Here is a 22977-nt window from a genome sequence, read left to right on the forward strand (position 1 = left end):
AGGGCCCGGGGCCCCTGGATCGTCCAGGGGCCCCGGGCCCTTTCCGTGTCGGCGGAGCCTCAGTGGCGGCCGGGCCGACCCGGCTTGCCGCTGTTGCCACCGTTGCCGCCGCCGATGAGCCCCGCCGGCAGCGTGAAGCCGCCACCGGTGGTGCCGCCGACAGGTGCGCCGGGCAGCGAGGTGATCGGCGGGACCGGGTTGCTGGTCACCAGGCCGGCGTTGCTGGCCGGCGGGTTCGCGGGCGGGTTGGCCGGCGGGCTGGCGGGCGGGCTGCCCGGGTTGTTCGGGTCGCCGGGGTTCGGGGTCTGGCCCGGCGGCGGGGTGTCGGTGGACGCCGTCGCGGAGGGCGCGCCCTGGATCAGGGTGAACTGGCTCACCGGCGTGCCCTTCAGCGCCTGGTCCATCGCCTGCTGCCAGATCGGGCCGGGGCCGTTGGCTCCGTAGACACCGTCGGTGTCGTAGAAGTGGTGGCCGCCGATGACGATGTTCCGGTCCATCGTGACGCTGCTCTCCGGACCGCCGAGCCAGACCACGCCGGCCAGGTCGGGGGTGTAGCCGTCGAACCAGGCGGCCTTGCGCCCGTCGGTGGTACCGGTCTTACCGGCGATCGGACGGTTGTCGCTGAGGTTCAGCGCGGCACCGGTACCCGACTTCTCGGTCACACCCTTGAGCAGGGTGTTGATGCTGTCGGCGGTGTTCTGCTGCATCACCTGCTGGCAGTTGCCCTGGGGGACCGTCAGCTGCTTGCCGTCGAGGCCGGTGACCGACTTGATCGCGATCGGGTCGCAGTGCACGCCGCGGGCGGCGAAGGTGGCGTAGACGCCGGCCATGTCGAGCGGGCTCATCAACTCCGTACCCAGGGTCATGGACGGGAACGGGTCCAGCGGCTTGCCGCTGGCCTGGCCCTTGATCCCCAGCTTGTTGGCCATCTGGGTGACGGCGCAGAGCCCGATGCTCTGCTCCAGCGAGACGAAGTAGGTGTTGATGGAGCGGGCCATCGCCTCCGGCATCATGAACGGCCCGGACTCGCTCGGGCTGTCGTTGCTGACGGTCTCGTGCTTGGTGTTCTTGTACGGCGCGCCGCAGGTGGTCATGTCCGGGTAGGGCATCTGCGGCGGAGACGGGAAGCTGGTGTTCAGCTGCGCGCTGCCGCTGTCGATGGCCGCTGCCGCCACGATCGCCTTGAAGGTCGAGCCGGGCTGGAACCCGTTGCCGCCGCCCATCGCGGCGTCGACGTTCAGGTTGACAACGGTCTGGTGCTGACCGGAGTCCAGGCCGTACGGCCGGGTCTGGGCCATCGCGAGGATCTCACCGGTGCCCGGCTTGACCATGGTCATCGCGGCCGAGACCGAGTCGGTCACCTTCACCTGCGAGGTGACGGCGCTGTAGGCGGCGGCCTGCTTGTCCGGGTCGATGGTGGTGGTGATCTTCAGGCCGCCCTGCGACCAGAGCTTGCTGCGGGCCGCCGAGGAGGTGCCGAAGGCCGGGTCGCTCTCCACGACCTTCTGCACGTAGTCGCAGAAGAAGGCCATGCCGCTGCTGGCCGTGATGCAGCCGTTCTGCGGCGTCTGGTAGTTCAGCTCCAGGCCGGCCGCCTTGGCGTCCTTGGCCTGCTGCGCCGTGATGTGCTTGTACTGCAGCATCTTGTCGATCACGGTGTCGCGCCGGGTCTGGGCGGCCTTGGGGTGCGCCATCGGGTCGTACGCCGACGGGTTCTGCACGATACCGGCCAGCAGGGCCGCCTGGGCGACGTCGAGGTCCTTGTCGGACTTGCCGAAGTAGCGTTCGGCGGCCGCCTCGACGCCGTAGGCCTGGTGGCCGTAGAAGGTGATGTTGAGGTAGTTGGTCAGGATCTGGTCCTTGGTCAGGTCCTTCTCCAACTGGATCGCGTACTTCAGTTCCTTGATCTTGCGACCCAGGCTCTTCTCGGTCGCGGCCTTGAAGGCGGCCTGGTCGTCGCCGGCCTCCTCGACGAAGACGTTCTTGACGTACTGCTGGGTCAGGGTCGAGGCGCCCTCGGAGGCGGCGTCGGAGGAGGCGTTCTTCCCGATCGCGCGCAGCACGCCCTTGGGGTCGATCGCGCCGTGCTGGTAGAACCGCGCGTCCTCGATGTCCACCTGCGCCTCGCGGGTGAGCGGCGACATCTGATCCTGGGTCAGTATCGTCCGGTCCCGGTTCCCGGCGTAGACCTTGGCGATCTGGTTGCCCTTGGCGTCGTAGATGTACGAGGCCTGCGACAAGGTCGGCGTCTTGAAGTCGTCCGGGATGTTGTCGAAGTTCTGGATGCCGTCCTTCGCCCCTAGGCCGATCGCGCCCACGGCGGGCAGTGCGAGGCCCGCCAGCAGGACGCCGGAGAGGATGCTGACGCCCAGGAACTTGATTCCGTGCCCGGCCAACTCCAAGGGGGAGGTGCGCCGTCGGCGGGGGCGCTGGGGTGCTGAGGAGCGCTTCGGTGCCATAGGGAGGACTCTACGTTGCCAAAATCAGGGCATGAGGGCAGGTGTTCGCCTAGGCTTGTCACAAGCTTGCGACAGCTTCGCTCCGTAGGCTTCAAACACTCCTGTGAGTGTTGAGAGTTGTCCGATTTGACGGGGTATGAGGTAGCTGCCCCGCCCGCTGTGTCGCTCCGGCGGCGCGAACTCGCGGGAGCGCCGTGGCGCTCCGTGACGAAAGTGGCGGCAAAGCGGACGATCGGGGCGGGGGCAAGGGCCGCGACCTGCGATCACTCCAACGAGTGATCTGACCGGCACCCATAGTCCGATCGGGTCATTCGAGATTGGACCCCAAGGGGCTGTTGCGCTCCGCCAATCTTCCGTAACGTCCTCAACTGGCAGCGGTGAATATGCCGTTACCGCCGTGGGGGAGCCTCGATTCGGGAGAGGACGGCGCCGGGATGGGCTGGGTAGATGACTGGAGTGCGCAGGCTGCCTGTCGCACGAGCGATCCGGACGAACTGTTCGTCCAGGGGGCGGCGCAGAACCGGGCGAAAGCCGTGTGCAGCGGGTGTCCCGTGCGCACCGAGTGCCTGGCGGACGCGCTGGACAACAGGGTGGAATTCGGCGTCTGGGGCGGGATGACCGAGCGGGAGCGCAGGGCGCTGCTGCGCCGTCGCCCGACGGTGATCTCGTGGCGCAGGTTGCTGGAGACCGCCCGCACGGAGTACGAGGAGTCGCTCGCCACCGGCGTGATCCTCTCGGACTACGCGCAGGCCGGCTGACCGGGCGGCCCCGGGGTCCGGGGTCGCCGGTCGCACCTAGCCGTCGCAGCTACTCGTCGTACTCGCTCGTCGCCTCCGCTTCCGCCGACCGGACGGTCGGACGGGCGGCGCTCCTCAGGTCGGCCCGCTCAGGCCACGGTTCCCCAGGTCGAGCCGCTCAGGCCGCGCTCCTCATGCCGGTTCCCCGGGCCGGATCGACTCTCCGGCGAGCTGACGTCCGATCACGCGCAGTCCGTCCAGGTCGTGCACATCTCCGGCCAGCGCCGGGACCTCGACCAGCGGCACATCGGGATAGACCGAGATGAACCGGTCCCTGGTCCGCCGCTCCCGGCTCATCACCTCGACCCGCTCGGCGTGCAGCCGCAGCAGCCCCGCGGCCAGTGTCTCCGCCTCCGCCTGGCGCGGTTCGTGCTCCCCGCCGTTCTCCTCCAGCGCCTGGGCGGCCGCCTGGGCCCGCTCCGCGGTGAGCTGGGGCGCGCCGGTGCTGTGCACCCGGTTGAGCACCAGCCCGGCCAGCGGCATCTGGTCGGCCGCCAGCCGGTCCACGAAGTACGCGGCCTCCCGCAGCGCGTCCCGCTCCGGCGCGGCGACCACCAGGAAGGCCGTGCCCTGCGCCTTGAGCAGCTGGTAGGTCCCCTCCGCGCGCTCCCGGAACCCGCCGAACATCGAGTCCATCGCGGCCACGAAGGTCTGCAGGTCGGTCAGCAGCTGAGCGCCGAAGATCTTGCCGAGCGTGCCGGTGAGCAGCCCCATCCCGACGTTGAGGAACTTCATCGCGCTGCGCCCGCCGACCTTGGCCGGGGTCATCAGCACCCGGATGATCTTCCCGTCCAGGAAGGAGCCGAGCCGGCCCGGCGCGTCGAGGAAGTCCAGCGCCGAGCGCGAGGGCGGGGTGTCGACCACGATCAGGTCCCACTCCCCTGTGGCCCGCAGCTGGCCCAGCTTCTCCATCGCCATGTACTCCTGGGTGCCGGCGAACCCGGCCGAGAGCGACTGGTAGAAGGGGTTCTCCAGGATCGCCCGGGCCCGCTCGGGATCGGCGTGGGCCAGCACGACCTCGTCGAAGGTCCGCTTCATGTCGAGCATCATGGCGTGCAGTTCGCCCGGGCCGGCCGGGCCGGCGGCGCCCTTCACCGGGCGCGGGGTGTTGTCCAGCTCGGTCAGACCCATCGACTGGGCCAGCCGGCGCGCGGGGTCGATGGTGAGCACCACGGTCCGCCGGCCGCGCTCGGCGGCCCGCAGGCCGAGGGCGGCGGCGGTGGTGGTCTTGCCGACCCCGCCGGAGCCGCAGCAGACGATGATCCGGGTGGCCGGGTCGTCGAGCAGCCGGTCGATGTCGAGTCCGCCGCCGTTGCCGCCGCTCATGCCGTCGTTGCTGCCGTTGCCGCCGCTCATGCCGCTCCCTGCCGCTTCAGCTCGCCGGCCAGCCGGTACAGCCCGCCCAGGTCCACGCCCCCGCTGAGCAGGGGCAGCTCGTAGCCGGGCAGCCGCAGGGCGCCCAGGTCGGCCCGCTGCTCGCGCTCCAGTGCCACCCGCTCGGCGTGCTCGCGAGCCTGCGCCAGCAGCGGGTCGAGCAGCGGCTCCACGGCGGCCCGCCGGGTGGCCGCGGTGCGCGACCGCCCGCCGAGCCCGGCCTCCACCAGCGCCAGCGCCACCTCCTCGCGGTGGTCGCCGTGCACCGCCGCGACCGCCGCCGCGTCCAGCACCGGTGGGCGCACCATGTTCACCAGCACACCGCCGACCGGCAGTCCGGCCTCGCGCAGTTCGGTGAAGCCGTCCACGGTCTCCTGCACCGGCATCTCCTCCAGCAGGGTGACCAGGTGCACCGCGGTCTGCGGCGACTTCAGCACCCTCATCACCGCCTGGGCCTGGCTGTGTATCGGACCGAACCTGGCCAGCCCGGCGACCTCGGAGTTGACGTTCAGGAACCGGGTGAGCCGGCCGGTGGGCGGGGCGTCCATCACCACCGCGTCGTAGAGCAGGCGCCCGTCAGGGCCCTTGCGCCGCGCAGCCTCGCAGGCCTTCCCGGTCAGCAGCACGTCGCGCACACCCGGGGCGATGGTGGTGGCGAAGTCGACGAAGCCGACCTTCTGCAGCGCCTTCCCGGCCCGGCCGAGCTTGTAGAACATGTCCAGGTACTCGAGCAGCGCCTGCTCGGGGTCGATCGCCAGGGCGAACACCTCGCCGGTGCCGCGCCCGGGCAGGCCCAGCTTGGCCGGGGAGACGGTGGCGATCTTCCGCTCCTCGTAGGGCAGGGCACTGCTGCCGAACAGCTCGGCGATCCCCTGCCGGCCCTCCACCTCGATCAGCAGAGTGCGCCGCCCCTCGGCGGCCAGCGCCAGCGCCAGCGCCGCCGCCAGGGTGGTCTTGCCGGTGCCGCCCTTCCCGCTGACCACGTGCAGGCGCACGCCCTCCCAGTCCGGGCCGCCGGACGCCCCGCCGGGCTCCGCGGCCTCGGTGGGTTCGGCGGCTCCGGCCGCCGCTGCGGCGGGGGTGGGCTGCTGGGTCCTTGGCACGCTCGGTCTCCCTCCACTGGGCCCTCCTCGCGAGGGTAACCAGCGCCCGGGCCGGATGCCGGGAGCATCCGGGTGCCGGGCGCCCTCGCGGCCCGCTTTGTGTCCCACCTCACATCGGACGGCGGCGGTCGCGGACCGTCTAGAGTCACCCCCATGACCAAGTGGGAATACGTAACGGTGCCGCTGCTCGTGCACGCGACCAAGCAGATCCTGGACACCTGGGGCGAGGACGGCTGGGAGCTCGTCCAGGTGGTGCCCGGGCCGAACAACCCCGAGCAGCTGGTGGCCTACCTCAAGCGGGAGAAGAACTGATGGGCGCGGTCGAGAGCCGGCTGGCCGAGCTCGGCCTGACCCTCCCCGAGGTGGCGGCCCCGGTCGCCGCGTACGTTCCGGCGGTGCGCTCCGGCGACCACGTGCTGACCTCCGGCCAGCTGCCGATGGTGCAGGGCAAGCTGCAGTACACCGGCAAGGTCGGCGCCGAGGTCACCGCCGAGCAGGCCAAGGAGCTCGCGCAGATCTGCGCGCTCAACGCGCTGGCCGCCGTGAAGTCGGTGATCGGTGACCTGGACCTGGTGGAGCAGGTGGTCAAGGTGGTCGGCTTCGTCGCCTCCGCCCCCGACTTCACCGGCCAGCCCGGCGTGGTGAACGGCGCCAGCGAGCTGCTGGGCCAGGTGCTCGGCGCGGCGGGTGTGCACGCGCGCAGCGCGGTGGGCGTCGCGGTGCTGCCGCTGGACGCGCCGGTCGAGGTGGAGATCCAGGTCCGGGTCCGCGCCTGAGCCGCTGACCCGCTGATCAGCTGACCCGCTGATCAGCTGACCCGCTGATCACCCGGCCCGTCGGCAGGTGGGCCGGCAGGTGGGCCCGGGACCCGCCGGACCGTGATCGTCCGGTTCCGCCCCACCGGGCCCTTCTCAGCGCCATGTCCGGGTGCATAGCATCCGGACATGGCAGCGAACCTCCCCGGCCCGCCCCCGGCCGCTCCCCCCATGCCGCCCGGCTGGCCAGACCGCATCCGGGCACTGGCGGCCGGCACCCTGACCCCGGTGGTGCCCAAGCGGGCCGCGACCGTGGTGCTGCTGCGCGACGACGCGTCGCCCACCGCCGGGCCGGGCCCGCTGGCCTACCTGCTGCGTCGCAAGAGCTCGATGGCCTTCGCGGCCGGCATGTACGCCTATCCCGGCGGTGGAGTGGACCCGCGTGACGCCGAGCAGGAGCTCGGCTGGGCCGGGCCCAGCCCCGAGGAGTGGGCCTCACGGCTCGGGGTGGACCGGGCGACGGCGCAGGCGGTGGTCTGCGCGGCTGTCCGGGAGACGTTCGAGGAGGCCGGCGTCCTGCTGGCCGGCCCGGACGCGCACACCATGGCCCCCGAGCGCGACTGGAGCGCCGAGCGGGCCGCACTGGAGGCGCACCGCCTCTCCTTCGCCGACTTCTGCCGTGAGCACGAGCTCGTGCTCCGCAGCGACCTGCTGGCCGGCTGGGCCCGCTGGATCACCCCGGCCTTCGAGGAGCGGCGCTACGACACCTGGTTCTTCGTCGCCGTGCTGCCGCCCGGCCAGCAGGCCGCGCACCAGGTCGGCGAGGCGGACCAGGTGGCCTGGCTGACCCCCGCCGAGGCGGTCGAGGGCTACGCCGAGGGCCGGTACGGGATGCTCCCGCCGACCGTCTCGGTCCTCCGTGAGCTGCTGCCGGCCCGCACCGCGCGCGAGGCGCTGGAGCTGGCCGAGCGGCGCACCCTGACCCCGGTGCTTGGCCAGGCCGAGCTGATGGGTGATCGTATGACTATTCGCTGGTCAGGCTATGAGGAGCTGACCATCGACGGACACTATCCCGAGGAAGGACCCCAAGCCGATGATCCACAATGACGTGGTTCGCGCGCTCCGCCCCCGTGCCTTGGCTGCCCGCCCCATGACCCGGTCGCTGGCCTGCGACGGGCCGGACCTCCCGGCCGTCGCGCCCCAGCGGTCCCTGGTCCGTGAGCTGCCGGCCCGTGCGCTGAGCCGGCCCACCCCCTCCTGAGGACGCCCCGCACGTGTCGATGACGCTGAGGACCCACTCGTGACCGGTCTGCTCCCTGGCGACCCCGCCGCCACCGTCGGCGGGGTCGCCACCGAGCGCGCGTTCTGCGTGCTCGCCCCCAACGCCTCCCCGATGACACTGGACGGCACCAACACCTGGATGCTGGCCGAGCCCGACTCGGAGCTGGCCGTGGTGGTCGACCCCGGTCCGCTGGACGAGGGCCACCTGCGCGCGGTGCTGGCCGCCGCCGAGCAGCGGGGCAAGCGGATCGCGCTCACCCTGCTGACCCACGGCCACCACGACCACGCCGAGGGAGCGGCCCGGTTCGCCGAGCTGACCGGGACCCAGGTGCGGGCGCTGGACCCGGCGCTGCGGTTGGGCGAGGAGGGGCTGCACGGCGGGCAGGTGCTCGAGGTCGGTGGCCTGGAGCTGCGGGTGGTCGCCACCCCGGGACACACGGCGGACTCGCTCACCTTCCACCTCCCGGCGGACGGGGCGATCCTCACCGGCGACACCGTGCTCGGGCGGGGCACCACGATGGTCGCCCACCCGGACGGGGCGCTCGGCGACTACCTCGACTCGCTGCGCCGCCTTCGGACACTGGCGGCCCAGTACGGCGTGGGAACCGTGCTGCCCGGGCACGGCCCGGTGCTGGCCGACGCGCTCGGCACGGTCGAGTACTACCTGGCGCACCGGGCGGCCCGGCTGGCCCAGGTGGAGACGGCGGTCGAGGCCGGCTGCCGGACGGCCGAGCAGGTGGTGGCCCGGGTCTACGCGGACGTGGACCCCGCGCTCTGGCCGGCCGCCGAACTCTCGGTCCGCGCCCAACTGCGCTACCTGGAGGACCACGGGCTCATCTGACGAGCCCGCGGCGCCTGCGGCGCCCGCCGCCGCGCCGGCGGGAGGGGGTGTCAGCGGGAGCGGCGGGAGAGCCGCTCGACGTCCAGCAGCACCACCGCGCGGGCCTCCAACTTGAGCCAGCCGCGGCCGGCGAAGTCGGCCAGCGCCTTGTTCACGGTCTCCCGGGAGGCGCCGACCAGCTGGGCCAGCTCCTCCTGGGTCAGGTCGTGGGCGACGTGGATGCCCTCCTCGGACTGCACGCCGAAGCGGCGCGAGAGGTCGAGCAGGGCCTTGGCCACCCGGCCGGGCACGTCCGAGAAGACCAGGTCGCTCATCACGTCGTTGGTCCGCCGTAGCCGGCGCGCGATGGCGCGCAGCAGCGCGATCGAGACCTCGGGCCGGGCGTGCAGCCAGGGCTGCAGGTCACCGTGGCCCAGGCCGAGCAGCTTGACCTCGGTCAGCGCGCTGGCGGTGGCGGTGCGCGGGCCCGGGTCGAAGAGCGAGAGTTCGCCGATCATCTCGCTCGGGCCGAGCACCGCGAGCATGTTCTCGCGGCCGTCCGGCGAGGCGCGGTGCAGCTTGACCTTGCCCTCGGCGACCACGTAGAGCCGGTCGCCCGGGTCGCCCTCGTGGAAGAGCGACTCGCCACGGGCGAGGGTCACCTCGGTCATGGAAGCGCGCAGCTCGCCGGCCTGTTCGTCGTCGAGCGCCGCAAAGAGCGCGGCGCGCCGCAGAACGTCGTCCACGTGCTTCCTCCTGTTCGCCGCCCGAGGTGGGGCCCGTCGGGCGGCTCGCGTGCTGGTGTTCCGCCATGCTTCCGGTGGTATCGACGGTCTCCGACGATCCCCCGGCGATGGAGAAACAGTGCTCTTCATCACCAAGCATGGCGCATGTCGCTCCGATCATATGAGGAGGGGGTGCGCTCTGGAGCCCGGTACACGGCCATCCGTACGCATTGGTTACTGATCGGTCATCTCTTGGAGCGGCCTCGGTGACGGCCTCAGTGGGTGATCGGGCGGGAGAGGTCGTCGTCGCCGACCACCCGGTAGACCGCGCCGCCCAGCGAAGGGCCGACCATGCCGGCCAGGCGGTCCATCCGTCGCTGCTCGCCGGGGGCCAGGCGCTCCATCCAGGCGGGCATGTCGGCCGGGTCGCCCTCGATGATCGCGCAGGTCAGGATCTCCTGCGGGTCGGCCAGGTTGAGCGCGCTGAGCACCCGGCGGCGCGGGTCGTCGGCGAAGGTCTCGTCCGGCAGCCAGGCCTCGCGGAAGCGGGCGTAGTCGACGCCGTCGTTCATCCGACGCAGAGCCGTGGCGATGAGCAGCATGATGGTCTCCGTTGATTCTTACGAGGTAAGTTTTCCGTTGGCACTAGAGTGCCCTTACGTCGTAAGAATCGTCAAGAGGGGTCCGGGTCCCGAAATGGTCCGGACTCCGGAACGAGGAGGAGTGACCATGGCGGATCGTCGGGCCCGTCCGAAGGCCGGGCTCAGCCGTGAGCGGGTGCTGGAGGCGGCACTGGACCTCGTCGACCGCCACGGGCTGGCGGCGCTGACCATGCGCAAGCTCGGTGCGGAGCTGGAGGTCGAGGCCATGACGCTCTATCACCACGTGCGCAACAAGCAGGCCCTGCTGGACGGGCTGGTCAGCCAGGTGGTCCGGCGGGCCGCCGCGATCGAACTGCCCGCCGACCCGGCGCCCGGCGCGGACTGGACGCCGTGGGCCCGCGCCTTCGCGACCGGGCTGCGCCGCGAGCTGCTGCGCCATCCCGGCGTGCTGCCGCTGGTCGCCACGCATCCGCTCAGCTCGCCGGCCGACCTCGACCTGCTCGAAGGCTGGCTCGCCGCCCTGACCGCGGCGGGCCTGCCGCTCGGCCGTGCGCTGGACCTGCTGAACACGCTGGCCGTCTTCGTGGTCGGCCACGCCTTGGCCGAGGTGGGCCGCACGCCCGGCGAGACGGAGGACGCCCCCGACCTGGACTCCGTGCCGCTCGACCCGGCCCGGTACCCCCTGCTGGCACAGGTGGCGGCGACCCGGGCCGGGCTCGACTTCGACGCCCGCTTCGAGCGGGCGGTCGACATCCTGCTCGCGGGCTACGCGGCGGACTACGCGGAGGGCCGGCCGTACTGACCCGTGAGGCTGGGGACGCGGCCGGCGTCGCGCCCGCCCCGTGAGCCGCCGGCCGCGCGCCGCCGCCCCTCCTGAGATTCCTCGCGGTTGACTGCCCGTCAGACGGCCGGGCCCGGCCTCGCGCGCCTCGGTCCGGCACCCGGCAGTCCGCGATCTGCTCCCTGCCGCTGAGCGGGCGGCGTAGCCTTCCCGCACGGCAGAGAGCAAGGTCCGGAAGGCCGCGCCCACCGCACCGGTGGCCGCGAAGCCGAAGAAGCCGGAGTCGCAGCTGGCGATGGTGCGCCGAGCCCGGAAGATCAACCGCGAGTTGGCGGCGCTGGAGAACCCTTTGGCGCGGCGAGGACGACGTCATTCGGCGTGGCGGCTTAGCCAGATCAGGTACAGCTCCCGCTGCGGCTCTGCTGGTCCGACGCCGCGGGAGCCGAGGTGACGTGTGCCGGTCCGCTGGCCGCGTACGGGTGAACGGGTCTGCAGTAGCTCGGGAGTTCGTCTGTGGGACCTGTGTGGTTGGCATAGGGTCGGCTCGGCATGTGCGCGTCGTGCGCCTGGGGTTCGAGCTCGGACGTTGTGGGGGGTTGGAGTGCCGACGGACTTCGTTGACCGTGTGGAGTACATGGCCGAACTGCTGGCGCTTGTCCAAGGGCTGACGGAGGCACAGGGGCGAGTGGTGGTGCTCGAAGGCCGGTCGGGGATGGGGAAGTCGGCCCTGCTGGGAGAGTTCGCCCGGCAGATCGGTGGCGACCCCGGGTTGTCCGAACTGTGCCAGGTGGCTTCTACGCGCTGCTACCCGCAGATCGGCTCCGGGCTGACCTACGCTCCGGCCGTGGACCTTCTCCTCCAGCTGCATGAGCAGAGCGAGCAGCGCGGCTGGCTGAGGCGGGTACTGCGGGGCGCGGGTCGGGGCGCGGCCAAGTCCGCTCCCGAGGTGCTGTCGGCGATCGTCCCTGGCCTGGGGGTCGCGTGGACGGCTGGCCGGGAGGTCGCCAAGGCGGCCCTGGACTCGGGCTCGGTGCCGCTCGACAGTGTGATGCCGATTCAGCAGGGGACTGCCGTCCGAATTGCTGACGCCCTGCTGGATCTTGCGCGAATGGGCCGCCCGGTGGTTCTGCTGGTCGACGATGTGCAGAACATCGACCCCAGTAGCCTCATGATCCTGGACCGCCTGGTACACAAGCTTGCTGACGAGCCGATCGCGCTGGTGCTCAGCCATGCCCACGGCACCGAGGAGCCGAACGGGCCCGCGGCGGGGGTGGCGGCGCTGCTGGACCGCTGGGAGGTTGAAGGTCTGGCCGTGCGGCGCTCGCTGACCGGACTGCCGGCCGACGCGGTTGAGGAACTGGTCCGGCTCCGCCATCCCGGGGCGCCCCGTGGACTGTCCGCCGAGCTGTCCAGGCTCACTGGCGGTCACTCTGTGTTCGTCTCCCTGTGTCTGGAGGAATGGCGCCCGGACAACGGCACACAGATCGTTCTGCCTTCCAGCGTGAGCCGCGTGGTGGAAGCCCGGATTCGACCGCTCGACGAACGCGATCGGCGGCTGATCGCTGTCGGCGCCGTCCAGGGTGCGATGTTCCTGTCCCGCGTGGTCGCCGAAACGCTTGAGCAGCCGCACGACGAAGTGATGGAGCGGCTGAGCCGGATCGCCGCCGAGCACCAGTTGATCACTGTTCAGGAACCGCCCGCCTGGGCCAGGTTCGAGCAGTCCGACTGCTACGCCTTCGAGCACCGCGCCTTGTGGCAGGTGCTCTACGAGCAGCAGACAGCCGAGCTGAGGCGTTCTCGGCACGCGCGCATCGCGCGTGCGCTGGCCGACCAGCCGGCAGACGAGGCGGCACTCGGGAGGCGTTTGGAGATTGCCCATCACCTGGACCAGGGCGGTCTGCCCTGCTTGGAGGCATCCGCGGATGCCCACTACGACCTGGCCCGCACGGCCGCACTTGACGGGCTGTCCTTCGTCGAGGCGGAATCGCACTGCGAGGTGGCGATCCGGGCGGCTCGCTCTCTGCCGGCGCAGACACCGGAGCGAGACCGCCGCCTGGTCAGCGCTATCGAACTTCTGCTGTCCCTGACCGAGGTTCGCTGGCGCGGCCAAGCACAACCAGCTGGTGGACCCGACGTCGACGGGCTGGCCGCAGAGGCGGAACTGGCTGCCGCACGGTACGGCGATCCGAAGCTGATCGCCCGCACCGCTCTGCTGCGTGGCAAGTCGCTGCTGGCCACCCAGGGCCTGATGCCCTCCCTCGTCAAACTGCGTGAGGCGATCGAGAAGGCCGAGCTGGCCGACGACCCGGTGGCGGTGTTCGTTGCCAAGGTCGAGTACGGCCGCCAGGTCTCCAAGCGGCGCCTCTCCGAGGGGCTGGAGCAGTTGCGTGAGGTGGAGCGCATGTATGCCGCCGACCCTGCGCTCGGGGCAGCAGGCGACCCGGTGCTCCAGCACGCCCGAAATCTCGCGGAGATGCAGCTTGCGATCAGCCTGTACGACACCGGGCACCTGACGGAGGCACTGACCAGGCTGCTGCGCTGCGTCGAGCGACTGCGCTCCGAACCTCTGCACGCTGAGCTGCCGATAGCGCTGAACTACCTTGCCCAGGTCCAGACCGCCATGGGTGCCTGGACGCCGGCCGAGCGCACGCTGCGTGAAGCCATCGAGTTCGAGGACAAGCGGGGCGGCGACAGTGGGTGGCGTGCTTACAACACCGCGCTGTTGGCCCAACTGTTCACCCGACAGCCAGCACGTCGCCATGACAGCCTGGAGCTGATCCAGCAGGCATGGCTGGAGACTGAGCGCACCTGGCTGGCGAACCTTGTCCCTATCGTGCGTAACCTCTACGCGGACCTCCTGCTCGACCTCGCCAACGGTGACAGCGAGCAGCTGCGCCGCGCTGACAAGCTCGCTCTGGACACCTATGTGGAGACCGGCCAGACCGGCATGGTCCGCAGCCAAATTGCTGCTCTCACCCTCCGCAGCCGCACCCACCTACTTCTCGGCGATCACATTGCTGCCCGCGCTCTGGCTGAGGAGGCACTGCGTATCCTCGATGAGGTCGGCGACATGCCGGCGCTTCGCACCGAAGAGGTCCTCTTCCATGCTGCGAGGGCCATGCACGCGACCGGCGACGAGCCCACAGCCCAGGAACTGCTCGAGCGTGCTCGTACCGCGATCATCCGCAAGGCCGACCACATTGACGATGTCGAGCAACGCCGCGACTTCCTTCAGGAGGTTCCACTCAACCGCTGGATCCTCGAAGATGGGGAGCGGAGTTGATCAGACACCGCGCGATGAGAAGGGGACATGGAGGGGAGCACGCGATGCTGACCATCACCAAGGAGTACAACTTCTCTGCGAGTCATGTCCTCGACAGACTCCCCTCCTGGCACCAGTGCGCCCGTATGCACGGCCACAACTACATCGTCGTCCTCGAACTGTCCGCGCATCCGGATGACCTCACTGAGGCCGGCTTTGTTCGCGACTATCGCGACCTCGATGCGTTCAAGAAATGGATGGACGATACCCTCGACCATCGGCATCTCAATGAAGCGATGGGGGGGGGGTGTCTCGCCATCAGCTGAAAATCTGGCCATGTGGATCTTCGGCCTCTGGATCGGGCAGTTCCCGGAGCTCACGGCTGTGAGCATTTCGGAGACTCCGAAGACCTGGGCCACGTATCGGCCGCTGCCAATGCAGCCCTGACATGTGCCGGGTGCGGCGCACTGGATCGAATCACGGTGCATGTGCTATCCCTCGGAATGATCTCGCATCGGGTGTAGCCGAGTGCTGGAGCAGCGATTCGGTTGGAGTCGCACGCGGCCCAGGTGCGACCAGGGTTGCCTGGCCAGGAGAGATCGATCCCGCTGGTTCGGCCGGTGAGGCGGATGCTCTTGGGCGGGGCGCCGCGCTTTATCGGCTTCCGCTGTTCTCCTGCAGAGGTCGCTGATCAGGCGAAATGCGCCTGCCGATGCCGAGGGGCCGCAGGCCCGCTCGATCAGTGGCCACGCTCATGGCGGTCGATTCCATCGTGTGGACCGAAGTTGTGGCGGCCCTGCCCGGGACGGCACTCTTTCAGCCCCCTGCATCGGAGCAGTCGCTGGTCCGCTGCGTCACGGTCCTCGGCCAGCCACTGCCTGAGGACCTCGCCGCCCTCCTCCGGGAGAGCAACGGCATCGAGGGTGAGTAGGGCGACGGGCTCATCTGGTCTGCCGAGCGCATCGCCTCCGAGAAGCAGGCCCTTCGCGCGGGTGCGGAGCTCGCCACCCTGTACATGCCGTTCGATCCGCTGCTCTTCGTCGCGGATGGCGTGGCTGGTGTGATCACGGCGTCGGAACCGTCACCGTCCTGGATAGCCCCCCTTCACTGGGCTGAGTCTGCGGGACTTCCGCAAGCTGATGACGGCGCTGAGGCGAGAGGGCGACGACACCGTACGGCCGGGCCGGCCTTGGAGCCTTCCGTTGGAGGACCGGCTGCTGGGTGCTGCGGCCTGCATCTGCTGCTTTGACCGTCAGTGCCTCCTGCATGAGGCATCGCGCTGAATCGGCTCCGATCGGTCGGGCCTGCGGCGTAGCCTTCGTGCATGGCAGAGAGCAAGGTCCGGAAGGCCGCGCCCACCGCACCGGTGGCCGCGAAGCCGAAGAAGCCGGAGTCGCAGCTGGCGATGGTGCGCCGAGCCCGGAAGATCAACCGCGAGTTGGCGGAGCTGTACCCGTACGCGCATCCGGAGCTGGACTTCGAGTCGCCGTTCCAACTGCTGGTGGCCACCGTGCTGTCCGCGCAGACGACCGACCTGCGGGTGAACCAGACGACACCACTCCTCTTCGCGACGTACCCGACGCCGGCGGACCTGGCGGCCGCGGTGCCGGAGGAGTTGGAGGAGATCATCCGGCCGACCGGGTTCTTCCGGAACAAGGCCAAGGCGCTGATCGGCCTCTCGATCGCACTGCGCGACAACTTCGGCGGTCAGGTGCCCAGGACCCTGGCCGAGATGGTCACCCTGCCCGGGGTTGGCCGGAAGACCGCCAACGTGGTGCTGGGCAACGCGTACGGCGTTCCCGGGATCACCGTGGACACCCATTTCGGGCGACTGGCCCGCCGCTTCGGCTGGACCACCGAGGAGGACCCGGTGGCGGTCGAGGCCGCCGTCGCGGAGATCTTCCCGAAGTCGGAGTGGACGATGCTCTCGCACCGGGTGGTCTTCCACGGCCGCCGGATCTGCCACTCCCGCAAGCCCGCCTGCGGGGCCTGCCCGATCGCGCAGCTCTGCCCCTCCTACGGGGTGGGCGAGACCGACCCCGTGCTGGCGGCCAAGCTGCTGAAGTACGAACTCGGTGGCCAACCGGGCCAGCGCCTGCGGCCCCCGGCCGACTACCCGGGCAGCGCGGCGCCGGCCGCGGGGGAGGCGGTCGACGCCGGCACGGGCGCGGGCACTGACGCGGGCGAGGGTGCGGCCGGGGGCGGAGCCGGCACTGCCCCGGCGGCGAACGGGGCGGCCAGGTGACCAGCAGCGCGACGACCGCGATCGTGCGCGAGGGGTTGCCGGACTGGCTGCTGCCGGTCCGGGCGGCAGCCGAGACGGTCCGCCCCGAGCAGCTCAGCCGGTTCCTGCCGCCGGCCGAGGGCGGGCGGCACTCCGCGGTGCTGCTGCTCTTCGGTGAGGGGACCGCGGGACCCGACCTGCTGCTGACCGTGCGGTCCCTGGAACTGCGGTCGCACGCCGGCCAGGTCTCGTTCCCCGGCGGCACGCTGGACGCGGTGGACGGCGATCCGCAGGGCGCGGGCCCGGTGGCCGCCGCACTGCGCGAGGCGGCGGAGGAGACCGGCCTGGACCCGGCGGGGGTGCAGGTCTTCGCGACGCTGCCCGCCCTCTACATCCCGGTCAGTGACTTCGTGGTGACCCCGGTGCTGGGCTGGTGGCGCACGGAGAGCCCGGTGGCGCCGGTGGATCCGGGGGAGACCGGCGAGGTCTTCCGCGTCCCGATCTCGGTGCTCGCCGACCCGGCCAACCGCGGCCGCTACCGGCATCCCTCGGGCTTCAGCGGGCCGGCCTTCGCCGTCGCCGGGCAGGTGGTCTGGGGGTTCACGGCCGGGGTGATCGACCGGGTGCTGCATCACAGCGGCTTCGAGCTTCCCTGGGACAGCTCGCGGCTGATCACCATGCCGTGAGGCCTGCGGCCCCGGTTCACCATGCCGAGTGGTCGGTGGCCGGGGCCGCTGCCGTGCGGTCCGACATCCATGGGAGGGTGACCGGGTGAACGTGCTCGATCTCCTGCTGCTCGCCGCCGCGATCGGCTTCGCCGTGTCCGGGTACCGGCAGGGCTTCGTGGTGGGCATCCTCTCCGTGCTGGGCTTCCTCGGTGGCGGGCTGATCGCGGTGCAACTGCTGCCGCTGGTGCTCAACCACCTCAGTCCGGGGACCACCGCCTCGGTGGTGGCGGTCGTGGTGGTGATCGTCTTCGCGGCGGTCGGGCAGGCGGCCACCACTCAGCTGGGCTGGAAGCTGCGCGGTCGGATCGGCGAGCGCGGCCCCGCCAAGGTGCTGGACGCGCTCGGCGGCTCGGTGGTGAACGTGCTGTCGATGCTGCTGGTGGCCTGGCTGATCGGCTCGGCGCTGGCCGGGACCTCGATGCCCACCGTCTCCAAGCAGGTCCGGACCTCCAAGGTGCTGGGCGGGGTCCAGGAGGCGCTGCCCGCCGACGCGCCGAACTGGTTCTCCGACTTCAGCAAGGTGCTCTCGCAGAACGGCTTCCCGCAGGTCTTCAACCCGTTCGAGCACGAGCCGATCACCGATGTTCCCGCGCCCGACCCCGCGCTGGCCGCCAACCCCGCGCTGGCCAGGGCCAGGCAGAGCCTGGTGAAGGTGGTCGGCACCGCTCCCTCCTGCGGCAAGACCCTGGAGGGCAGCGGCTTCGTCTTCGCACCGCACCGGGTGATGACCAACGCCCATGTGGTCGGCGGTGTCGACGAGCCGACCGTGCAGATCGGCGGCACCGGCCAGCTCTACGACGCCACCGTGGTCCTCTACGACTGGCAGCGGGACATCGCGATCCTCGAGGTGCCCAAGCTCGACGCCCCGCCGCTCACCTTCGCCGGCGAGGCCAGGACCAACGACAGCGCGATCGTGGCCGGCTTCCCGGAGAACGGCGCCTTCGACGTGCAGCCCGCCCGGATCCGCGGCGAGATCCAGGCCAACGGCCCGGACATCTACCGCCGCGGCCAGGTGGTCCGGGACGTCTACTCGATCCGCTCGCTGGTCCGCCAGGGCAACAGCGGCGGGCCGCTGCTCACCACGGACGGTGAGGTGTACGGCGTCGTCTTCGCCAAGTCGCTGGACAGCGCCGACACCGGCTACGTGCTGACCGCCGCCGAGGTGAAACCGGACGCGATCGCGGGCGCCACCGACAGCACCCAGGCGGACACCCAGGGCTGCGCCCTCTGACCCTCGCCGGTCGCACCTGGCCGCGCCCGTTCGCGCCTGGCAGCTCCTGAGCGCACCGGGGCCGCTTCCGGCCCCCCGGCCGCACTGGCCGCACTGGCCGCACCCGGCCGGTCCGATGCCCGCGCCCGCGTCTGTCGACCGCTCATGTCCCTGACGTGGCGTCGGCTCCGGCTGACGCCACGTCCGTTCTCGTCCCCCGGCGGCGGGGTCGGCGCGATCCGGCCAGGGGGCAGCCCCGCTGACCTGGCCGGTATCCGTCGAACCGTCAGTTCTTCCTGATAGCGTCGGCGCGCTCACCCGTTCGGCTCAATCGGCCTGGCGCGGGGGCCCGAGCGGCAGGACAGCCGACGCCAAGCACGAAGGAGTACCGGCCATGATGGGTCACTCGCACGCGGTCAGCGGCGCGATGCTGTATGCGGCCTCCGCGCCGTTCCTGCCGCCGCTGCTGCTGCACACCCACCTGAAGCCGGCGGACATCCTGCTCGGGACGGTCCTCTGCGCCGGGGCCGCGCTGCTGCCCGACCTGGACCACCACGACGGAACGATCGCCAACTTCCTCGGCCCGTTCTCCAAGGTGCTCTGCCGCTTCGTGGCCTGGATCTCGGGCGGCCACCGCCACGCGACCCACTCGCTGCTCTTCGTCGCGCTGATGGGCGGCGGCACCTGGGCCGGCGTCACCTACCTGGGTCGCCCGTTCACCCTCGGCATGACCTTCTTCCTGCTCGCCCTCGCGGTGAAGGCGCTGCGGTTCCACATCCCGGGTGAAGGGCACACCACCTGGCTGAGTGTCATCGTCCTCTCGGCGCTGGGCACCTTCGGTCTGGACCGCTGGATGCCCGCCGCGCCGGGCTGGCTGCCCTACGCCGTCGCGCTCGGCACGCTGGCCCACCTGCTGGGCGACAGCCTCACCAAGATGGGCGCGCCCTGGCTCTGGCCGCACAAGCAGCGCTACGAGATCGTGCTGATCAAGCGCAGCGGCAACAACGTGGAGACCAAGGTGCTGGTCCCGATCATGACGGTCGCGACCTTCGCCCTGCTCTGGTTCACGGCCCTTGAGCCCGCGGTGATCAGCTGATGCTGCCGACGCTCAGGCCTCGCGGCGCAGCCGGGCGCTCACCCAGCGGGCGCGTCGGCCCAGGATGCGCGGGATGCCCAGGGGGTGGGGCTCGGTGGCCGGGTGTTCCGACTCCCGCACCCACTCGTTCTGGTGCGGGGCGGAAGTCGAGTACGGGGTGCTCTGCGAGCTGCGGCTGACACGTCGTCCGCGAGGTGCGGCGGTGCGATCGGGCATCCAGGTCATGCAGGATGGATGCCCGTACGCCCCTTGGGGTAACCACCCTCATTGGGGCGAGCGGGCCTATGCCTGCGGCATAGCAACATCTCGTCATATCGACCGGGTCCGGCGGGACATGTGCCCGCAGGCCCGCGCGACGCTCACCCTGGCGTCGGATCCGCGCCCGTTCGAGGCCCGTTCCCGGCCCGTTCCAGGCCTGTTCCCGGCCCGTTCCCGGCACGTCCCGGGTACGTTTCCCCGATCCGGGCCCGCCGGTCAGCGCTTGTGCTCGCGGACCCAGGCGACCAGTTCGGCGTTCAGCGCGTCCGGTACCTCTTCGTGCGGGAAGTGGCCCACCCCGGGGAGCAACCGCCAGCGGTACGGCGCCGCCACGTACTCGCCCGCGCCGAGCGCGGTGTGCGCCAGCAGCACCGGGTCGGCCGCCCCCTGGATGTGCAGCGTCGGCGCGGTCACGGGCTTCTTCATCCGTCGCGCGAACTGGATGCCGTCCGGGCGGCCCATCGAGCGCACCAGCCAGCGGTACGGCTCGATCGAGCAGTGCGCGGTGCTCGGGATCTGGATCGCCTTGCGGTAGTTCGCCACCGCCTCGGCGTCCAGTTGGTTCGGACCGGTCCAGTCGGCGAGGTAGCCCGCGATCTGCGCGGCGTCGTCGGCGACCAGCCGCCGCTCCGGTATCCAGGGCCGCTGGAAGCCGAGCACGTGGTCGAACGCGGCCACCTGCTTGCGGTCCCGCAGCAGCGCCCGCCGCAACTGCCGAGGGTGCGCGGCCGAGACCACCGTCAGACTCTGGATGACCGAGGGCCGCATCACCGCCGCCACCCAGGAGAGCGAACCGCCACCGGCGTGCCCGACCAGGTGGGCACTGCGCTCGCCCAGCGACCGGATCACCCCGGTGATGTCGAGCGCGAGGTTGGCGGGGTCGTAGCCGCGCGGGGTGCGGTCGCTGCCGCCCGTACCGCGTAGGTCCAGGGCGACCGCCCGGAAGCCGGCCTCGGCCAGTGCCGCCATCTGGTGCCGCCACGCCCACCAGTACTGCGGCCAGCCGTGCACCAGCAGGACCAGCGGTCCCTCGCCCTGCTCCGCGATGTGGAACCGGGCGCCGTTGGCAGCCAGATCGCGGTGAGTCCAGGGGCCGGGCATCCGGATGTTCCAGCCGACCGGTCGGCCGCCCACCGGAGAGGCGCCCGAGAGGCCCTGCGTGCCGCTGCCTGTGCCTGACACCGGCTCGGCCGGCACCGGTCGGGCTGCCGGGGTGGCGTCCGGGGTGGCGTCCGGTTCAGCGGCGGGAGCGGGCGCGGTCGACGGGGCGACGGGCTCCCCGGACATGCCCGGGTGCTGAGGCCGCTCCGCCTCCTCCTCGTGCTTCGAACTCGAGTGCGGTCCTGTGGTGGCGGACGGAACGGGCGTCTGGTCTAGCGGCATACCGAGAGCGTGTCACATCCCGGCCGGGAACACGGCCCCGGCACTCGTACGGGCTACGGCCGACCGCGGTGCAACCCGTACGCGGTACCCGGGTGCGGGCCCCGCTCAGCGCTCCAGCGCAGCGAGCTCCTCGGCCGTGGCCGGCCGGGGGCGGGCGTTCTTGAGCACCTCAGCGGTCGCCTGGGCACCTTCGATGGCGCGGTGCGGCGGCCCGACCTTCTTGAGGAACCGCAGAGCCACCACGGCGAGGATCACTGCCACCACGACGTAGGCCAATCCGACGACGAGGAACGCGAGGCCCAGCGGCAGACCCCAGAACTTCAGCAGGTAGGCCAGCGCGAAGCTGAACATCGGAATCGAGGCGAGCCCCACGACACCGCCCACCACCCCCGAGACGCTGCCCTTCAGGCCGCGCTTGACGTCCTGTCGGATCTCGGCCTTGGCCAGCGCGATCTCGTCGTGGACCAGGGCCGACAGGTCAGCCGTGGCCGCGGCGAACAGCTGACCGACCGAGCGCTCACCCTCGTAGGGCGCCCGGGAGCTGCTGGACGGACCTGCGGTTCCTGCGGACATCTGGTCTTCTCCTCTGCTGAGATTCCGGACAGCTCAGAATCATGCCCCTACCGGCCAGTCAGGCACCACTTCGGGCCGCCCGCGATGGGCGGTGTGTCACTCGCCCACGCCCGCCCGGCGACCATCCCATCATGCTGACCCTTCGGACAGCCGATGACCTGGCCAGGAGGGATCGTCCCGCTGGTAGACGTCCGGAATGCCGTCCCCGTCGCTGTCGAGGTCTTCTTCCTCGCAGAGCCGGCGGTAGTGCCGGTTGCGCACTTTCAGCAGGAAGGTCGCCACCACGGCGCAGAGCAGCGAGCCGATCAGCACGGCGGCCTTGGCCCGGTCGGCGAGTTCGGTGGAGTGGGGGAAGGCCAGCTCGCTGATCAGCAGGGAGACCGTGAAACCGATGCCCGCCAGCGTGGACACGGCGAACAGGTCCGCCCAGGTGAGCTGGGGGTTCAGCTCCGCCTTGGTGAACCGGGCGGCGAGCCAGGTACCCCCGAAGATGCCCACGGTCTTGCCCACCAGCAGGCCGAGCACGATGCCCAGCGGCATCGCCTGGGTGAAGACGTCCTCGATCGCCGCGGGGGAGATCGTCACGCCTGCCGCGAAGAGCGCGAAGAGCGGCACCGCCACCCCGGCCGACAGCGGCCGGACCAGGTGCTCGATGTGCTCGCCGGGGGACTGCTTCTCGTCGCCCTCGCGGTGGCAGCGCAGCAGCAGGCCCATCGCCACCCCGGCCACCGTCGCGTGTACGCCGCTCTCGTGCATCAGCGCCCAGATGACCAGGGCGAGCGGCACGAAGAGATACCAGCCGTGCACGCCACGCCGGTGCAGGAACCAGAACAGCACCAGACCCGCGAGTGACAGTCCCAGCGCCCAGAACTTGATGCCGGCGCTGTAGAAGACCGCGATGATCAGGATGGCGATCAGGTCGTCCACCACGGCCAGGGTCAGCAGGAACGCCCGCAGCGCGGACGGCAGGTGACTGCTGACCACGGCGAGGACACCCAGGGCGAAGGCGATGTCCGTCGCGGTCGGGATCGCCCAGCCGCCGGGATGCCCGCCGGATCCGCTGTTGGCCAGTGCGAAGACGGCGGCGGGCAGCGCCACCCCGCAGACCGCGGCGACCACGGGCAGCGCCGCGGCACTGGGCGAGCGCAGCTCGCCGGCGACGAACTCGCGCTTGAGCTCGATGCCCGCGACGAAGAAGAAGACGGTGAGCAGCCCGTCCTTGGCCCAGGCCTCCAGCGAGAGGTCCAGATGCAGGGGCCCCGCAGGACCGATGGTGTAGTCGAGGACGCTCTCGTATGCGTGCGGCCAGACGTTGGCCCAGATGAGTGCCGCGATGGCGGCGATCAGGAGCAGGATGCCGCCGACGGTCTCGGTGCGCAGCGCCTCGGTCAGATACCGGCGTTCGGGCAGCGGGAGCAGGCCGAGGAACTGGCGCCGCTGTGGAGCCCCACCGTCTGAGGGGCGGTCGGTCGGGTGGCCGGACGAGGGGTCATGGGGCGGCGGGCTGGCCACGCGAGGGACCTCCAGGGCACGGGAAGGGCATGCG

At 71.2% G+C, this 22977-nt stretch carries 20 protein-coding genes and 2 pseudogenes; 13 read left to right on the forward strand and 9 right to left on the reverse strand.

Features of this window, described 5'->3' with window-relative positions:
• Positions 1–59: 59 nt before the first annotated feature.
• Positions 60–2459: a transglycosylase domain-containing protein gene (locus tag OG455_RS21680; RefSeq protein WP_266296127.1), complete on the reverse strand. Its 2400-nt coding sequence runs from the start codon at positions 2457–2459 to the stop codon at positions 60–62.
• A gap of 434 nt (positions 2460–2893) precedes the next feature.
• Here OG455_RS21680 and OG455_RS21685 point away from each other — a divergent pair, with 434 nt between their 5' ends.
• On the forward strand, positions 2894–3217 hold the full coding sequence (locus OG455_RS21685; protein ID WP_145905440.1) for a WhiB family transcriptional regulator: 324 nt from the start codon (positions 2894–2896) through the stop codon (positions 3215–3217).
• A gap of 171 nt (positions 3218–3388) precedes the next feature.
• Here the strand turns inward: OG455_RS21685 and OG455_RS21690 are convergent, their stop codons facing one another.
• Positions 3389–4612, reverse strand: coding sequence for an ArsA family ATPase (locus OG455_RS21690; RefSeq protein WP_266296131.1), 1224 nt, complete (start codon positions 4610–4612; stop codon positions 3389–3391).
• Positions 4609–5625 (reverse strand): ArsA-related P-loop ATPase, encoded by a 1017-nt coding sequence (locus tag OG455_RS21695; protein WP_266300899.1) that lies wholly within the window; start codon positions 5623–5625, stop codon positions 4609–4611. The genes OG455_RS21690 and OG455_RS21695 overlap by 4 nt, the downstream gene beginning before the upstream one ends.
• A 261-nt stretch (positions 5626–5886) precedes the next feature.
• Here OG455_RS21695 and OG455_RS21700 point away from each other — a divergent pair, with 261 nt between their 5' ends.
• From OG455_RS21700 to OG455_RS21715, 4 genes are all read left to right on the forward strand, one after another.
• On the forward strand, positions 5887–6045 hold the full coding sequence (locus OG455_RS21700; protein WP_100889483.1) for a DUF4177 domain-containing protein: 159 nt from the start codon (positions 5887–5889) through the stop codon (positions 6043–6045).
• Positions 6045–6509 (forward strand): RidA family protein, encoded by a 465-nt coding sequence (locus OG455_RS21705; protein ID WP_266296139.1) that lies wholly within the window; start codon positions 6045–6047, stop codon positions 6507–6509. Before OG455_RS21700 ends, OG455_RS21705 begins: the two co-directional genes overlap by 1 nt.
• Before the next feature lie 168 nt (positions 6510–6677).
• The gene (locus tag OG455_RS21710) at positions 6678–7595 is read left to right on the forward strand and encodes an NUDIX domain-containing protein (RefSeq protein ID WP_266296141.1); all 918 of its coding nucleotides are present in this window, start codon (positions 6678–6680) and stop codon (positions 7593–7595) included.
• Between the two features lie 193 nt (positions 7596–7788).
• The gene (locus OG455_RS21715; RefSeq protein WP_266296143.1) at positions 7789–8610 is read left to right on the forward strand and encodes an MBL fold metallo-hydrolase; all 822 of its coding nucleotides are present in this window, start codon (positions 7789–7791) and stop codon (positions 8608–8610) included.
• A gap of 50 nt (positions 8611–8660) precedes the next feature.
• Here the strand turns inward: OG455_RS21715 and OG455_RS21720 are convergent, their stop codons facing one another.
• Complete coding sequence (locus OG455_RS21720; protein WP_030288117.1) at positions 8661–9335, reverse strand: Crp/Fnr family transcriptional regulator; 675 nt, start codon at positions 9333–9335, stop codon at positions 8661–8663.
• 254 nt (positions 9336–9589) lie between these two features.
• Positions 9590–9916: a hypothetical protein gene (locus OG455_RS21725; RefSeq protein WP_266296157.1), complete on the reverse strand. Its 327-nt coding sequence runs from the start codon at positions 9914–9916 to the stop codon at positions 9590–9592.
• Positions 9917–10043: 127 nt separating this feature from the next.
• Between OG455_RS21725 and OG455_RS21730 the strand changes: the two genes are divergently transcribed.
• The 8 genes and pseudogenes from OG455_RS21730 to OG455_RS21765 all read left to right on the forward strand — a co-directional run bounded on the left by OG455_RS21730 (position 10044) and on the right by OG455_RS21765 (position 19217).
• Positions 10044–10718: a TetR/AcrR family transcriptional regulator C-terminal domain-containing protein gene (locus OG455_RS21730; RefSeq protein WP_266296159.1), complete on the forward strand. Its 675-nt coding sequence runs from the start codon at positions 10044–10046 to the stop codon at positions 10716–10718.
• Between the two features lie 580 nt (positions 10719–11298).
• The gene (locus OG455_RS21735) at positions 11299–13980 is read left to right on the forward strand and encodes an AAA family ATPase (protein WP_266296161.1); all 2682 of its coding nucleotides are present in this window, start codon (positions 11299–11301) and stop codon (positions 13978–13980) included.
• A 44-nt stretch (positions 13981–14024) separates the two neighbouring features.
• A pseudogene (locus OG455_RS21740) lies at positions 14025–14406 on the forward strand (6-pyruvoyl tetrahydropterin synthase family protein).
• A 604-nt stretch (positions 14407–15010) separates the two neighbouring features.
• Positions 15011–15191, forward strand: a pseudogene (locus OG455_RS21745) (IS5/IS1182 family transposase); the annotation flags it as partial.
• Between the two features lie 173 nt (positions 15192–15364).
• The gene (gene nth, locus OG455_RS21750; RefSeq protein ID WP_266300900.1) at positions 15365–16204 is read left to right on the forward strand and encodes an endonuclease III; all 840 of its coding nucleotides are present in this window, start codon (positions 15365–15367) and stop codon (positions 16202–16204) included.
• Positions 16201–16869, forward strand: coding sequence for a CoA pyrophosphatase (locus OG455_RS21755; protein WP_266296162.1), 669 nt, complete (start codon positions 16201–16203; stop codon positions 16867–16869). Before nth ends, OG455_RS21755 begins: the two co-directional genes overlap by 4 nt.
• 85 nt (positions 16870–16954) lie before the next feature.
• On the forward strand, positions 16955–18142 hold the full coding sequence (locus OG455_RS21760; RefSeq protein WP_266296163.1) for a MarP family serine protease: 1188 nt from the start codon (positions 16955–16957) through the stop codon (positions 18140–18142).
• Between the two features lie 373 nt (positions 18143–18515).
• Positions 18516–19217: a metal-dependent hydrolase gene (locus OG455_RS21765; protein WP_266296164.1), complete on the forward strand. Its 702-nt coding sequence runs from the start codon at positions 18516–18518 to the stop codon at positions 19215–19217.
• A 12-nt stretch (positions 19218–19229) separates the two neighbouring features.
• On the opposite strand, the gene OG455_RS21770 is transcribed toward OG455_RS21765, so the two are convergent.
• The 4 genes from OG455_RS21770 to nhaA all read right to left on the reverse strand — a co-directional run bounded on the left by OG455_RS21770 (position 19230) and on the right by nhaA (position 22850).
• Positions 19230–19433: a hypothetical protein gene (locus OG455_RS21770; RefSeq protein ID WP_266296165.1), complete on the reverse strand. Its 204-nt coding sequence runs from the start codon at positions 19431–19433 to the stop codon at positions 19230–19232.
• Between the two features lie 258 nt (positions 19434–19691).
• Positions 19692–20576 carry an alpha/beta fold hydrolase gene (locus OG455_RS21775; RefSeq protein ID WP_266300901.1) on the reverse strand — a complete coding sequence of 295 codons (885 nt, stop codon included), beginning with the start codon at positions 20574–20576 and terminating at the stop codon, positions 19692–19694.
• A gap of 387 nt (positions 20577–20963) precedes the next feature.
• On the reverse strand, positions 20964–21431 hold the full coding sequence (locus tag OG455_RS21780; protein WP_266296166.1) for a phage holin family protein: 468 nt from the start codon (positions 21429–21431) through the stop codon (positions 20964–20966).
• Positions 21432–21560: 129 nt separating this feature from the next.
• A complete protein-coding gene (nhaA, locus tag OG455_RS21785) occupies positions 21561–22850 on the reverse strand; it encodes a Na+/H+ antiporter NhaA (RefSeq protein ID WP_266300902.1) in 1290 nt (429 codons plus the stop codon).
• Between the last annotated feature and the right edge of the window lie 127 nt (positions 22851–22977).

Source organism: Kitasatospora sp. NBC_01287, from assembly GCF_026340565.1.
Lineage (GTDB): Bacteria > Actinomycetota > Actinomycetes > Streptomycetales > Streptomycetaceae > Kitasatospora.

Bases quoted from the DNA above. Each gene is read 5' to 3' on its own strand.
- OG455_RS21705 (WP_266296139.1), top strand. From the start codon at position 6,045: ATGGGCGCGGTCGAGAGCCGGCTGGCCGAGCTCGGCCTGACCCTCCCC.
- OG455_RS21680 (WP_266296127.1), bottom strand. From the start codon at position 2,459: ATGGCACCGAAGCGCTCCTCAGCACCCCAGCGCCCCCGCCGACGGCGC.
- OG455_RS21780 (WP_266296166.1), bottom strand. From the start codon at position 21,431: ATGTCCGCAGGAACCGCAGGTCCGTCCAGCAGCTCCCGGGCGCCCTAC.
- nth (WP_266300900.1), top strand. From the start codon at position 15,365: ATGGTGCGCCGAGCCCGGAAGATCAACCGCGAGTTGGCGGAGCTGTAC.
- OG455_RS21730 (WP_266296159.1), top strand. From the start codon at position 10,044: ATGGCGGATCGTCGGGCCCGTCCGAAGGCCGGGCTCAGCCGTGAGCGG.
- OG455_RS21690 (WP_266296131.1), bottom strand. From the start codon at position 4,612: ATGAGCGGCGGCAACGGCAGCAACGACGGCATGAGCGGCGGCAACGGC.
- OG455_RS21685 (WP_145905440.1), top strand. From the start codon at position 2,894: ATGGGCTGGGTAGATGACTGGAGTGCGCAGGCTGCCTGTCGCACGAGC.
- OG455_RS21770 (WP_266296165.1), bottom strand. From the start codon at position 19,433: ATGCCCGATCGCACCGCCGCACCTCGCGGACGACGTGTCAGCCGCAGC.
- OG455_RS21775 (WP_266300901.1), bottom strand. From the start codon at position 20,576: ATGCCCGGCCCCTGGACTCACCGCGATCTGGCTGCCAACGGCGCCCGG.
- OG455_RS21725 (WP_266296157.1), bottom strand. From the start codon at position 9,916: ATGCTGCTCATCGCCACGGCTCTGCGTCGGATGAACGACGGCGTCGAC.
- OG455_RS21765 (WP_266296164.1), top strand. From the start codon at position 18,516: ATGATGGGTCACTCGCACGCGGTCAGCGGCGCGATGCTGTATGCGGCC.
- OG455_RS21710 (WP_266296141.1), top strand. From the start codon at position 6,678: ATGGCAGCGAACCTCCCCGGCCCGCCCCCGGCCGCTCCCCCCATGCCG.
- OG455_RS21700 (WP_100889483.1), top strand. From the start codon at position 5,887: ATGACCAAGTGGGAATACGTAACGGTGCCGCTGCTCGTGCACGCGACC.